This window comes from Salmonella sp. WC3 (assembly GCF_042932255.1).
Classification (GTDB): Bacteria; Pseudomonadota; Gammaproteobacteria; order Enterobacterales; family Enterobacteriaceae; genus Salmonella; species Salmonella enterica.
In genome coordinates this window covers 3941340-3954534 of the sequence record NZ_CP170629.1, presented here as the reverse complement: position 1 = coordinate 3954534, position 13195 = coordinate 3941340, and the positions used below count along the sequence as shown (strand labels likewise).

General features: G+C 52.5%; 12 protein-coding genes. 6 read left to right on the top strand and 6 right to left on the bottom strand.

What is annotated here, in order from left to right; translation table 11 throughout:
- Positions 1-12: 12 nt before the first annotated feature.
- Positions 13-1329 (bottom strand): L-fucose:H+ symporter permease, encoded by a 1317-nt coding sequence (gene fucP / locus ACFK9X_RS19335; protein WP_000528622.1) that lies wholly within the window; start codon positions 1327-1329, stop codon positions 13-15.
- A 556-nt stretch (positions 1330-1885) separates the two neighbouring features.
- Between fucP and fucA the strand changes: the two genes are divergently transcribed.
- Both fucA and fucO read left to right on the top strand, forming a co-directional pair.
- Entirely contained in the window at positions 1886-2533 is a 648-nt protein-coding gene (gene fucA / locus ACFK9X_RS19330) for an L-fuculose-phosphate aldolase (protein ID WP_151117398.1), read from the top strand.
- Positions 2534-2549: 16 nt separating this feature from the next.
- Positions 2550-3698: a lactaldehyde reductase gene (fucO, locus tag ACFK9X_RS19325; RefSeq protein ID WP_000013564.1), complete on the top strand. Its 1149-nt coding sequence runs from the start codon at positions 2550-2552 to the stop codon at positions 3696-3698.
- A 91-nt stretch (positions 3699-3789) separates the two neighbouring features.
- On the opposite strand, the gene xni is transcribed toward fucO, so the two are convergent.
- The 5 genes from xni to queF form a co-directional block, all read right to left on the bottom strand.
- Positions 3790-4545, bottom strand: coding sequence for a flap endonuclease Xni (xni, locus tag ACFK9X_RS19320; protein WP_191964507.1), 756 nt, complete (start codon positions 4543-4545; stop codon positions 3790-3792).
- Positions 4546-4715: 170 nt separating this feature from the next.
- A complete protein-coding gene (gene sdaB / locus ACFK9X_RS19315; RefSeq protein WP_000626381.1) occupies positions 4716-6083 on the bottom strand; it encodes an L-serine ammonia-lyase II in 1368 nt (455 codons plus the stop codon).
- Between the two features lie 58 nt (positions 6084-6141).
- Complete coding sequence (gene sdaC, locus ACFK9X_RS19310) at positions 6142-7431, bottom strand: HAAAP family serine/threonine permease SdaC (RefSeq protein WP_151117394.1); 1290 nt, start codon at positions 7429-7431, stop codon at positions 6142-6144.
- A gap of 564 nt (positions 7432-7995) precedes the next feature.
- Positions 7996-9360, bottom strand: a complete 1365-nt coding sequence (gene ppnN, locus ACFK9X_RS19305; protein WP_000627973.1) for a nucleotide 5'-monophosphate nucleosidase PpnN — start codon at positions 9358-9360, stop codon at positions 7996-7998.
- A gap of 112 nt (positions 9361-9472) precedes the next feature.
- Positions 9473-10321 carry an NADPH-dependent 7-cyano-7-deazaguanine reductase QueF gene (gene queF, locus ACFK9X_RS19300; RefSeq protein WP_000100474.1) on the bottom strand — a complete coding sequence of 283 codons (849 nt, stop codon included), beginning with the start codon at positions 10319-10321 and terminating at the stop codon, positions 9473-9475.
- A gap of 68 nt (positions 10322-10389) precedes the next feature.
- On the opposite strand from queF, the gene syd reads away from it, so the two are divergent.
- The 4 genes from syd to ACFK9X_RS19280 all read left to right on the top strand — a co-directional run bounded on the left by syd (position 10390) and on the right by ACFK9X_RS19280 (position 13126).
- Positions 10390-10935, top strand: a complete 546-nt coding sequence (syd, locus tag ACFK9X_RS19295; protein WP_000343990.1) for a SecY-interacting protein — start codon at positions 10390-10392, stop codon at positions 10933-10935.
- A gap of 611 nt (positions 10936-11546) precedes the next feature.
- Positions 11547-11876 carry a YqcC family protein gene (locus ACFK9X_RS19290; RefSeq protein WP_001522911.1) on the top strand — a complete coding sequence of 110 codons (330 nt, stop codon included), beginning with the start codon at positions 11547-11549 and terminating at the stop codon, positions 11874-11876.
- Positions 11876-12658 (top strand): tRNA pseudouridine(65) synthase TruC, encoded by a 783-nt coding sequence (gene truC / locus ACFK9X_RS19285; RefSeq protein ID WP_151117390.1) that lies wholly within the window; start codon positions 11876-11878, stop codon positions 12656-12658. The genes ACFK9X_RS19290 and truC overlap by 1 nt, the downstream gene beginning before the upstream one ends.
- 18 nt (positions 12659-12676) lie before the next feature.
- On the top strand, positions 12677-13126 hold the full coding sequence (locus ACFK9X_RS19280) for a flavodoxin (RefSeq protein WP_000807736.1): 450 nt from the start codon (positions 12677-12679) through the stop codon (positions 13124-13126).
- The last annotated feature ends 69 nt before the right edge of the window (positions 13127-13195 follow it).

Below are 13195 nucleotides of genomic sequence, written 5' to 3'. Positions count from 1 at the left end.
TCGGATAAATGTTCAGTTTGTCGCCGCTTGTGAACGGAAACGGGCAAAGATGAAGATGACGGCAAAGCACAATGCCGGGACCAGTTCGGCGGTCGGGATTTTGCCTGCGGCGTCGCTAACGAAGCCCATTACTGGCGTGACAATACCGCCGCCAATAATGGTCATGACGATAAAAGACGAGCCGTACTTAGTGTCCTGTCCCAGATTTTTGATACCCAACGAGAAGATGGTCGGATACTGGATTGACATAAATGCGCTACACAACGTCAGCGCCAGCAGGCCGATATGTCCGCCGCTAAAGGCGGAAATCAGACACAGGAGCATGGCAAACAGGGCGTAGGCGGCCAGCACTTTATGCGGCGCGAAGCGGCTGATAAGCCAAGTCCCGGTGAAACGGCCGATAAAGAAGCACACCATCGTGCCGGTCAGGTAGTTGGCGGCGAAACCGGGCGTCATTCCAGGGATCTCCTCAATGGCGTAGCGGATCAGATAGCTCCAGCAGGCGGTTTGCGCCCCCACGTAGCAGAACTGCGCCAGCACCGCCCAGCGCCAGTGGCGGATACGGATGAGTCGGGAGAGAGAAGATAAGAAAGAGCTTTGTTTAGCATCGCTATGATCGTCACTTTGCAGGGCCGGAAATTTGGTCAGCATAATCAGCAGCGCAACTACTAATACGATGGCGACGATAATCATGTATGGCGTTTGTACCGATAACACCAGGCTGTGTTTATAGGCGCTAAGCTGATCCGGCGTCATTTTATCAAGCGCTTCTTGCGATTGATGCGGCACGTTAGACAAAATAAGGCTTTGCCCAAACACAACGGCGATAATAGCGCCAAAGGAGTTAAAAGTTTGCGCCAGATTAAGCCGGAAATGTCCGCCGCTTTCTGGACCTAATACCGTAACAAAAGGGTTGGCCGCAGTTTCAAGGCAGCCTAAACCGGCGGCGATGATAAACAGGCCAATTAAAAATAATGTGTAATTCATTATCTCGGCGGCAGGCCAGAATAATGCGGCGCCAACAGCATACAAAAAAAGCCCGGTGATAATCCCTGCTTTATAACTGAGTTTTTTCATCAAAATCCCAGCGGGAATTGGAATGACGAAATAACCGAAATAAAAGGCTGACTGAATAAGCCCGGCCTGAAAGTTAGTTAGCGTAAAAGCTTGTTGAAACTGCGGTAATAAAATGTCATTCAGATTATTGGCGACGGCCCACAGAAAAAATAGCGAGCAAAGTAAGGCGAATGGAATAATGTAGCGCTTGCTCTTGCTTTGCTCTGCATCCACAGCACGAAAACTCTGCGTTTGTATTGTTGTGTTTCCCATAGCATCCTCATCGGTTCAGAAGCTTTTGCGTGCGGTCGGTTCTGGTCACCAGACCGTTAAATTAGGTGAGTTCGCTTTTCTTTCCGGTAATAAATTGGCGTCCGGAATGAACTCATGGAGTCATTTTCAAATAAAAAAGGCCTTTTAATATGATGGTGGTCACATTTATACCTGAGAGCAGAGCGTTCTGTGATTATCATCACTTTAATTTTTCATAAAAAAATGACCGTTTGAGATGTTTAATTTAAAAAACCACAGACTGAATGCCCGAATTAAATTATTGCCACGAAAACGGGCAGTAGTAACTTATTCTTCATCTTTGCCCGTTTTAAAAAATATTATTAAGAGCGGGCATTTATCGGCGAGAGAAACGGTAGTCGTCTGGTTTATCGTGGCGAATTAATTGATGTGAATCACAAAATATCGTTATTTAAATTCCCTTCTCTTTATTCAGTATGATGATAGTTGCTAACTATTCGATTATTTCAACAGGACAGCAGCGCGATGCGAAAGGCGGTTTTGTTGTCTCATTTTGAATCACAGAGAGAGGTAAATAATGGAACGAAATAGACTGGCGCGGCAGATTATTGATACCTGTCTGGAAATGACGCGGTTAGGGTTAAATCAGGGGACGGCAGGTAACGTGAGCGTACGTTATCAGGGCGGAATGCTGATTACGCCGACGGGGATCCCCTACGAGAAGCTGACAGAGTCGCACATTGTCTTTATTGATGCTGACGGTCAGCATGAGCAGGGCAAGCTGTCTTCCAGCGAGTGGCGTTTTCATATGGCGGCATACCAGACGCGCCCTGACGCCAATGCCGTGGTACATAACCACGCTGTCCATTGTACGGCAGTCTCGATCCTGAATCGCCCGATTCCGGCGATTCACTACATGATTGCCGCCGCAGGAGGAAACTCTATTCCCTGCGCGCCCTACGCCACTTTTGGCACCCGCGAACTTTCTGACCATGTTGCCGTGGCGCTTAAAAATCGTAAAGCGACGCTGTTACAGCATCACGGGCTTATCGCTTGTGAAGAAAATTTAGACAAAGCGTTGTGGCTGGCGCATGAAGTGGAAGTGCTGGCGCAGCTCTATTTAAGTACGCTGGCCATTGTCGATCCGGTACCGGTACTGGATGACGAGGCGATCGCTATCGTACTGGAGAAATTTAAAACTTACGGATTACGTATTGAAGAGTGATGTCAGGAGACAGGCGATGGCGAACAGAATGATTCTGAATGAAACGGCATGGTTTGGCCGGGGAGCGGTGGACGCATTAACCGATGAGGTGACGCGCCGCGGTTATCATAAAGCGCTGATTGTTACCGATAAAACGCTGGTGCAATGCGGTGTGGTCGATAAGGTGACAAGCAGAATGGATGCCGCAGGGCTGGCGTGGGAGATCTATGCGGGCGTGATCCCTAATCCTACGATTTCCGTTGTCCAGGAAGGGCTTAAGGTCTTTACCCAAAGCGGCGCGGACTATCTCATCGCCATTGGCGGCGGTTCTCCGCAGGATACCTGCAAAGCGATCGGTATTATCAGTAACAATCCGGAATTTGCCGATGTGCGCAGTCTGGAAGGGCTATCGCCGACCCGTAAACCCAGCGTGCCGATTATGGCGATCCCGACAACGGCGGGAACTGCGGCGGAAGTCACTATCAATTATGTGATTACCGATGAAGAGAAACGGCGCAAATTCGTTTGTGTCGATCCGCATGATATTCCGCAGGCGGCATTTATCGATGCCGATATGATGGACGGTATGCCGCCCGCGCTGAAAGCAGCAACGGGCGTGGATGCGCTAACCCATGCTATTGAAGGCTATATTACCCGGGCCGCATGGGCGCTGACGGATGCATTACATATCAAAGCCATTGAGATTATTGCTGGCGCGCTGCGCGGCGCCGTAGCCGGAGAAAAAGAGGCCGGTGAGGCGATGGCGCTGGGGCAATACGTTGCCGGGATGGGGTTTTCCAATGTGGGGCTGGGGCTGGTGCATGGGATGGCGCATCCGCTGGGCGCGTTTTACAACACGCCGCATGGCGTCGCGAATGCTATTTTGCTCCCGCATGTGATGCGTTTCAATGCCGGGTCTACCAACGAGAAATTCCGTGATATCGCCCGGGCGATGGGGGTGAAGGTAGAAGGATTGAGCCTTGAAGAGGCGCGTAATGCCGCAGTGGAAGCCGTATTTACGCTAAATCGCGATGTGGGAATTCCGCTGCATTTGCGTGATGTCGGCGTTCGAAAAGAGGATATCCCGGCGCTGGCGCAGGCAGCGTTCGATGATGTCTGTACGGGCGGCAATCCGCGTGAAGCGAGTCTGGCGGACATTGTCGAACTGTATCATATCGCCTGGTAATTTTGCCGGATGGCGCTGCGCTTATCCGCTCTACATTTCGTGCAGTCCTGTAGGCAGGATAAGGCGTTCACGCCGCCATCCGGCAACAAAACTACCGCGCCAGCCGTAGCTGCTGTAAGTTTCCGTCGATATGTAAATCGGTTTGCAGACGTGCAATATCGCGGCAAAGAAATGCCATTTCTTTATGCGTCTCAAGCTTTTTGCGCCACTTTTCCGGCACCTCGTCCAGATGGGCGTAAATTCCCTCCAGATTTTGAAACTGAATCAACAGCTGGGTCGCGCTTTTGGGGCCGATACCGGCAACGCCGGGGACTTTCAAACTGCTGATTCCTGCCAGACCCCAGTAATCCGGCAACTGCCGGGGAAGTACGCCAAACTCTTTTTCAATAAACGGCGCGTCCAGCCAGCGTTTCTGGAAGTAGTCGCGAATGCGCAATCCCGGAGAGAGCAACTGGCAATAGCCTTTATCGGTTGACACAATGGTTGCCTGGTGTCCGGCTTCGGTAACTTTTAGCGCCAGCGTCGCCGCCAGATCGTCCGCTTCGTTACCATCTGATGCCCAACAGCGTACGCCGCGCTGTTCAAATGCGGCGCGTAGGGCGGGCATTTCATTATGTAAATCGTCAGGCATCGGCGGACGTCCTGCTTTGTAGTCCGGCAAACGCTGATGACGCCAGCCGCTGCTGCGCGCGTCGTCATCAAATACCGCTACGGCATGGGTTGGCTGGCTGTGAATAATCAATTGATCGAGCGCGTGTTGGCAGGTTTCCACACAGGGCGATCCCTGAACGGCGTGAATACGGCGAATCAAATTGAGCGCGTCGACGATAAGCAGATGAGCAGCCACGGTGTTCTCCCTTACAAACCTGCGCGTAGGGTAACATTCACGGCGGGGGGAGGCGAGCATTGCGAAATAGCGCTATCCGTAGGCCTGATAAGCGAGGCGCCATCAGGCAACAAAAGCCGGATGGCGGCGAGCGCCTTATCCGGCCTACAGATCCTAAAATGTGCTGAGAATTAATCGCAGGTAACGATCTTCATCGCCAGGCCGCCGCGCGAAGTTTCGCGGTACTTAGCGTTCATGTCTTTACCGGTTTCGTACATGGTCTCAATCACTTTATCGAGGCATACACGCGGTTCGCTGGTACGGCGCAGCGCCATACGCGCGGCGTTGACTGCTTTGACTGAAGCAATCGCGTTACGCTCAATGCAGGGAACCTGTACCTGGCCGGCAACCGGATCGCAAGTTAACCCCAGATTATGCTCCATGGCGATTTCTGCGGCGATACACACCTGCGCCGGACTACCGCCCAGCAGCTCGGCCAGACCCGCTGCCGCCATGGAACAGGCCACGCCGACCTCTCCCTGACAACCCACTTCGGCGCCGGAAATAGAGGCGTTCATCTTATACAGCGAGCCAATCGCGCTGGCGACCAGCATATAGCGAGCAAGTGAGTTAGCATTTACTTCGCGGATAAACTTGTCATAGTACGCCAGCACCGCCGGCACAATACCACATGCGCCGTTAGTCGGCGCAGTGACTACTCGTCCGCCTGCAGCATTCTCTTCGTTCACCGCCAGCGCGAACATATTGATCCAGTCAACGACCGCCATCGGATCGGTGGTGGTCTTATCCTGACTGACCAGCATCCGACGCAGCGCCGCCGCGCGACGCGGAACGCGCAGTTTGCCCGGCAATACGCCCTCGGTGGTGATACCGCGCTCAATGCCGCTGCGCATTACCTCCCAGACCCTGGCGAAGTGCTGCTCCAGCGCTTCTTTACTGTGCAGAGCCAGTTCGTTTTGCATCATCAGACCGGAGAGCGACAGACCCGTCTCCTGGCAGTGGCGCTGTAAATCCGCGGCGGTTTTATAAGGATACGGTACGTTAACGGGTTCGCTATTTGTCAAACCAAAGTGCTCTTCATCGACGATAAAGCCGCCGCCAATGGAGTAGTAGGTTTGGCTGTAGAGCACTTTATCGCCCGCCAGCGCGGTAATACGCATCCCGTTCTCATGCAGAGACAGGTTGTCGGCGTGGAAATTCATGCACTTATCGACCGGAAATTCGACTTCATGCTGCCCATTGGCCAGTAGTAAACGCCCATGGGTGTTCACATCCTGAATAAAGGACGGAATGGCGTCGATATCGACGGTGTCCGGCAGATTCCCCGCCAGGCCCATAATAATGGCGATATCAGTGTGGTGGCCTTTACCCGTCAATGACAGAGAGCCGTAGACATCCACCACGACGCGGGTGACATCTGTAAGGATATGGCGGGCAATCAGATCGTCCGTGAACTGCTTGCCTGCTTTCATTGGTCCGACGGTGTGAGAACTGGAAGGGCCAATGCCGATTTTAAAAATATCGAATACGCTAATCATAGGGCATCCATTGCGGTTGTATCATAGAGAAGCGCCGCGGTAAGCGGCGCTAAAGGACTTAGCTGAACAGTGAGTAGAAAATAGCGGAGATGGCAATCAGGCCCATAATCACAACGAATACGTTGCTGATATGACCGCTGTACTTACGCATTGCCGGTACTTTCTGGATGGCATACATCGGCATCAGGAACAGAATCATCGCGATGATCGGGCCGCCCAGGGTTTCAATCATGCCCAGGATGCTGGGGTTCAGCGTCGCCACAATCCAGGTGGTGACCAGCATGAACAGCGCGGTAATTTTATTCAGTTTGTTGATTTCGATGGATTTACCTTTACCACGCAGCGATTTAATCACCATCCCGTTAAAGCCTTCACGCGCGCCCAGGTAGTGGCCGAGGAAGGATTTGGTGATAGCAATCATCGCAATGATCGGCGCCATCCAGGCGATGATCGGCGCGTTAAAGTGGTTCGCCAGGTAAGACAGAATAGAGATGTTCTGCTCTTTTGCCGCTGCCAGATCTGCCGGCGTCAGGCTCAGCACGCAGCTGAAGACGAAGAACATCACGGTCAGCACCATCATGATGTGGGCGAAGGCCAGAATTTTAGAACATTTCTTCTCAGCGCCTTCACCGTACTCTTCACGCTTCGCAACCGCGAAGGAGGAGATGATCGGGGAGTGGTTGAAAGAGAAAGCCATCACCGGAATCGCCAGCCACAGCGTCATCCACAGACCGTTACCGGTAGACGCGGCGGAATCAAAGGACAGAGTTTCCAGCGCCGCGCCGTTCCACTGCGGGATCAGGTACAAGGCCAGCAGCATCAGCGCAGCGACGAACGGGAATACCAGGATACTCATCGCCTTAACGATCATTTGCTCGCCGAAGCGCACGATGGTCATCATGCCAACAATCAGGATCAGGGAAAGAATCGCCCGCGGCGGCGGATTAATCGCTAACTGGTGGGTCAGGAAGCTTTCCACGGTATTAGTAATCGCCACGCTGTAAACCAGCAGGATGGGGTAAATCGCGAAGAAGTAAAGCAGGGTAATCAGTTTACCTGCGCCGATACCGAAGTGTTCCTCAACGACTTCAGTGATGTCTTCACCCGGATTTTTACCGGACAGCACGAAGCGGGTTAAACCACGGTGTGCGAAAAAGGTCATCGGGAAAGCGAGAATCGCCATGATGATGAGCGGAATCATGCCGCCGACGCCTGCGTTGATCGGCAGGAACAGAACGCCCGCGCCGATAGCCGTGCCGTAAAGGCCCAGCATCCACATGGTATCCGTTTTGCGCCATGCGCTTCGAGAGTCAATCGAAGCAATAGTGCTGGTCTGAGTGGTTTCCATCTATTTCTCCTGGAGGATGCTAAAAATCAGGTTGCTGGTCTAATCCAATGAAAAAAGACCTGATCGTAAAATGAAATCTGCTTAGGGACGCTTTTTATATAATTTTTCGCCGTAATAATTTTCGGGCGGAAAGATACATTTAAGTGATGAATCTATCAGTGATCCCGATCTCAAATGCAATAATCCGCTTCTTACATGGATAAATTTGGACCATTAATCTATTAAAAAAACGTCATAACGAATTTCCGGGCGCGAAGGCTACCATTAACGATATAAGGCCGGAAAGATTGGGGCGCAAGATACGGAGGTTTGACTATAAAAATCAAGGTTTTTAGTGGATTCTGGCGAAGAATAAGAGTTTGAACCGATAAATCACGGTAAGAAGAGTGAAGTAAACGTTTGCCTGGCAATCTATTTATGATGAATTATAAATGGTGTTTATAAAACAATGCGGGCTATGCCTCTGATGATCATCATAAAAAATGAAGGCATACGTTAATTGCCATACCGCAATGAAAGGAATGGGAGAAGCGCCCGGCTGCTGGCGGCAACCGGGCATAAGCGCTAAGCGCAGATCTCGTAACAGGGGATGTAGGCGGAACCCGGCAATTTCATACGATGCTGCGCGACGAATCCCTGCAGCAGATCGTCCATGCGACGCATCATTTCTCGATCGCCGTGGATTTTATACGGACCATTAGCTTCAATGGCGCGTATCCCGACCTCCTTCACGTTCCCCGCGACAATACCGGAGAAGGCGCGTCGCAGATCCGCCGCCAGAATCTCAACCGGCTGATCCGGGTACAGTTTCAGGTTGGCCATATTCTCATGCGACGGCTCAAACGGCACCTGCAGATCCGGTGCAATACGCATCGACCAGTTAAAACTATAGGCGTCGCCAGTATCGCGGCGATTCTCTTTCACTTGCGGCATCGCTTTCTTCATCAGCCGCGCTACCTCCGCCGCATCGTCAATGATGATGCGGTAATGACGGCGGGCCGCTTCGCCCAGCGTATGGGTAATAAACTCATCCAGCACGCGGAAGTAATCGGCGCTCTCTTTTGGTCCGGTCAGGATCAGCGGCAGCACCTGATTTTTATTGGCTGGATTCATCAGAATCCCCAGCAAATAAAGCAGCTCTTCCGCCGTACCCACGCCGCCCGGGAAGATGATGATACCGTGTGCGATACGGACGAACGCTTCCAGGCGTTTTTCGATATCCGGCATGATGATCAGTTCGTTCACCAGCGGGTTAGGCGGTTCAGCCGCAATAATGGAAGGTTCAGTCATGCCGATAAAGCGGCTGTCTTTATAGCGCTGCTGTGCGTGACCGACCGCCGCGCCCTTCATGGGGGCTTCCATCGCCCCAGGGCCGCAGCCGGTGCAGATGTTCAGCTCGCGTAATCCCAACTGCGTGCCGACGCGACGGGCATACAGGTACTCGTTTTCGTTAATTGAGTGGCCGCCCCAGCATACCACCATGTTTGGCGCTTCGCCGACGTGCAGCGCCCGGGCGTTGCGCAAAATGGAGAACACCAGATTGGTGATATGTGTTGAGCTTTCAAGATCCAGATGCTGGAAACGGCCGGCATTGTGGATCTGCCCATTCACAAAGAGAATGTCGCGCAGCACCGCGAACAGGTTAGCCTGTAGCGCACGAATAATCCGCCCGTCAACAAAAGCGTCTTCAGGCGGGTTAATCAATTCCAGCTTCACGCCGCGCTCGCGGCGCAGTACGTTAATATCGAAATTTTCAAAGCGGGACAGCAGCTCTTTGCTGTTGTCGGTCAGGCTGCCGGAGTTAAGAACGGCAAGTGAACAGTTACGAAACAGTTGATACAGGTCGCTACTGGCCGTGCGTTTCAGCATGTCCACTTCCAGTTGCGACAACATATCCATTGAGCCAAGCGGGCTAATATGTGTAATCAAGTAAACTCCTTATGGGACGCAACACGCCATTCCCTGTTGATTACAATAGCCCTGGCTGATGACCTTTCACAACCTTACATGCGCAATCCGGCACGCAAAATTGACAAAAAAATTACTGTCGCGCCAGCCTGCCCGTGGCGGGCACGAAATCGGTATTGCTGCGCCAGGGATTAATGTCCAGCCCGCCGCGGCGAGTATAGCGCGCATAAACGCTTAACGTTTCCGGCTGGCAGAAGCGCAGAATGTCATTAAAAATACGCTCTACGCACTGCTCGTGAAATTCATTATGGTGACGGAAGGAAACCAGATAACGCAGCAGTTTTTCCCTGTCGATTTTGCGCCCGCGATACTGAATTTGTATCGAGCCCCAGTCCGGTTGGTGGGTGATCAGGCAGTTGGATTTCAACAGATGACTGACCAGCGTCTCTTCTACTTGCTTCTCGCCGCTGACCGCATGTTGCAGATAGTCGGTAGTAAACTGGTAGTTGTCGATACTGATATCCTGATCGTCAATACAGGTGCCGTGGAAATGGGCGACAGGCTGTCCTTCCAGCTCATCAAGACGATGAAGCCTCACGCTAACGTTGCCCTGCGCGCAGGCGCGCAGATCGCGCTCCAGCGTCTGGCGAACCGTCTCCCAGGTGTCAAAGCGCGTCTGGTTAAAGCTGTTCAGATACAGTTTAAAGCTTTTGGATTCGATTAAATTAACGCTGGTGTAATCCAGTTCGACATGCCCGACGGCGACCTGCGGAAGACCCTGGCTGTTAAGCCAGGAAAGTTCATACAACGTCCAGATATCCGCGCCGTGGAACGGCAAATTATCGGCTGTTAATCCGAGCGGGTCACGATTCAAACTGCGCGGTACGCCCTGCAGCAGGCTGACGTCATAATTGTCCCGGTAATCCGTTGATTTTCCGAGAGTCAGGCCATCAAGAGCCTGATGGTTTTCATAAGAAGACATGTTTCACCGTCATAAACCAGATACACTATGCGCCAAGTGTATCCTGGCTTTTATGAAGAGAGAAACTGGTGGACGAACTGACAGCGCAGGCATTGAAAGCCTTTACGACGCGTTACTGCGACGCGTGGCAAGAAAAACACGGTAGCTGGCCGTTGAGCGAAGAACTGTATGGCGTACCTTCTCCGTGCATTATTTCTTCAACCCGCGATGCCGTTTACTGGCAGCCGCAACCTTTTGAAGGCGAAGAAAATGTAAACGCGGTTGAACGCGCCTTTGATATTATGGTACAACCTGCGCTCCACGCGTTTTACACCACGCAGTTTGCTGGCGACATGCCCGCGCAGTTTGCGGATGAAAAGCTTACGCTACTGCAAACCTGGAGTCAGGATGACTTTCGGCGCGTGCAGGAAAATCTGATAGGCCACCTGGTCACGCAAAAGCGGCTCAAGCTTCCTCCCACGCTTTTTATTGCGACGCAGGAAAATGAGCTTGAGGTCATTTCGGTCTGTAATCTGTCCGGCGAGGTGATTAAAGAAACGCTGGGCACCCGCAATCGTACCGTTCTTGCCGCAACGCTTGCGGAATTCCTTACGCAACTTAATCCTCTTCTGTAATCGTTTGCCCTAACAGGTGTGAGAGATCTCTTACAAAGTCTGTAGGAGATCGCCAGGATATCAGCGGATACTGAGCCCCGTTTTCTTATGTAAGTCTATATAAAACAACTAATTAAAATGTTTTTGCGCACTTTCATATGAAAATTTACTTAAGGTATTGTCTGTAAGCGTCTTGTAAGACAAGGTGAAACAGGCGATTCTATCTTCGTCGACAGGGAGTCGTACAACGAAGCGAACGTCAGGATGATGACGTTTCAGCAGGACACGCCAGGATGGTGTTACAAGGAAAGGCTTCAGGATGAAGCAAAGTGGAAAGCGCAGGATGCGTTAAAGGACACCTCCAGGACGGAGAACGAGAGCCGATCAGGATGTTCGGCGGGTCTGGATGACCAGGGACGCTTCAGGAAGAAGCTATCACATCGGGCGATGTGCGCAGGATGCAAACGTTCAGGATGAACAGGCCGTAAGGTCACAGGAAAAGTTGTCACGGATGAGCAGGGAGCACGAAAAGTAGCTGGAATGCTGCGAAACGAACCGGGAGCACTGTTTATACAGTGCTCCCTTTTTTTTGTTATTCTTCGCGCCAGATTTTCATCATTGAGGTTTTTAACATGACGACTCATGACCGTGTGCGTCAGCAGTTACATACGCTTGAAACGCTGCTGCGCGAGCATCGCCACTGGCGGCAGGATGCGCCGCAGGCGCACCTGTTTACCAGCACCCAACCATTTTTTATGGATACCATGGAACCGCTGGAATGGCTGCAATGGGTATTGATCCCACGTATGCATACCCTACTTGATAATGCGCAGCCGCTGCCCGAGGCGTTTGCCGTCGCCCCTTATTATGAAATGGCGCTGGCGGCGGATCATCCGCAGCGGGAGGCGATCCTGGCGGTTTTGCAGGATCTGGATGCGCTATTCGCCCGCGATAAATCCTGATGCTGGAGATCCTCTATCAAGACCCGTGGCTGGTTGCCGTGAATAAACCCGCAGGCTGGCTTGTTCACCGGAGCTGGCTGGATCGCGACGAAAAAGTCGTGGTCATGCAAACGGTGCGCGACCAAATCGGCCAGCATGTTTTTACCGCCCACCGTCTCGACAGACCCACGTCGGGCGTACTGTTAATGGGACTGTCCAGCGAAGCGGGACGCCGTCTGGCGCAGCAGTTCGAGCAGCACCACATCCGTAAACGCTACCATGCCATTGTGCGCGGCTGGCTGATGGATGACGCGGTACTGGATTATCCGCTGGTGGAAGAGCGCGATAAAATTGCCGATAAATTCGCCCGCGAAGATAAAGCGCCCCAGCCGGCTGTAACGCAGTATCGCGGACTGGCGACGGTCGAAATGGCGGTACCGACCGGGCGTTATCCCACCACGCGTTATGGTCTGGTTGAGCTAGAACCAAAAACGGGACGTAAGCACCAGCTCCGTCGTCATCTGGCGCATCTGCGTCATCCTATCATCGGCGACAGTAAACATGGCGATTTGCGACAAAACCGCAGCGCCGCAGAGCATTTTGCCTGTCGTCGCCTGATGCTTCATGCCAGTCGGCTTGAGCTGGCGCACCCCTTTACCGGACAGCCGTTGATAATCCAGGCCGGGTTGGATGAAACCTGGATGCAGGCGCTGACGCAGTTTGGCTGGCGTGGACTTCTCCCTGACAATGAAAGGGTTGAGTTTACGGCGGCGTCCCGGCAGGATGAGACTCATCTGACATAATTCAGGGAGATACGCATAATGGCGGAAATTGGTATTTTTGTCGGGACCATGTATGGCAACTCACTGCTGGTGGCGGAAGAAGCGGAAGCGATCCTCGCCAGACAGGGCCACAGCGCGACCGTGTTTGAAGATCCTGAACTGTCCGACTGGCAGCAATATCAGGATAAGGTTGCGCTGGTCGTTACCTCGACGACCGGGCAGGGCGATCTACCGGATAGCATTGCGCCGCTCTTTCACGGCATTAAAGATACGTTGGGTTTTCAGCCAAACCTGCGTTACGGGGTGATTGCGCTAGGTGATAGCAGCTACCCCAATTTCTGTAATGGCGGCAAACAGTTTGATGCCCTGTTGCAAGAGCAAAGCGCGCAGCGGGTGGGGGAGATGTTATTCATTGACGCCAGCGAACATCCGGAGCCGGAGAGCCAGTCCAATCCCTGGGTTGAAAACTGGGGAACTTTACTTTCCTGAGGTAAATCCCTCCCCCCTACGGGAGGGTACCTTTTCGTTTGCTTGCGTTGCCAGTAAGCAAAATCACGA

What these genes read in the sequence shown, in the direction of transcription:
- fucP (WP_000528622.1), bottom strand. Translation starts at nt 1,329, where the DNA reads ATGGGAAACACAACAATACAAACGCAGAGTTTTCGTGCTGTGGATGCA.
- fucA (WP_151117398.1), top strand. Translation starts at nt 1,886, where the DNA reads ATGGAACGAAATAGACTGGCGCGGCAGATTATTGATACCTGTCTGGAA.
- fucO (WP_000013564.1), top strand. Translation starts at nt 2,550, where the DNA reads ATGGCGAACAGAATGATTCTGAATGAAACGGCATGGTTTGGCCGGGGA.
- sdaB (WP_000626381.1), bottom strand. Translation starts at nt 6,083, where the DNA reads ATGATTAGCGTATTCGATATTTTTAAAATCGGCATTGGCCCTTCCAGT.
- sdaC (WP_151117394.1), bottom strand. Translation starts at nt 7,431, where the DNA reads ATGGAAACCACTCAGACCAGCACTATTGCTTCGATTGACTCTCGAAGC.
- queF (WP_000100474.1), bottom strand. Translation starts at nt 10,321, where the DNA reads ATGTCTTCTTATGAAAACCATCAGGCTCTTGATGGCCTGACTCTCGGA.
- ACFK9X_RS19290 (WP_001522911.1), top strand. Translation starts at nt 11,547, where the DNA reads ATGACGACTCATGACCGTGTGCGTCAGCAGTTACATACGCTTGAAACG.
- truC (WP_151117390.1), top strand. Translation starts at nt 11,876, where the DNA reads ATGCTGGAGATCCTCTATCAAGACCCGTGGCTGGTTGCCGTGAATAAA.
- ACFK9X_RS19280 (WP_000807736.1), top strand. Translation starts at nt 12,677, where the DNA reads ATGGCGGAAATTGGTATTTTTGTCGGGACCATGTATGGCAACTCACTG.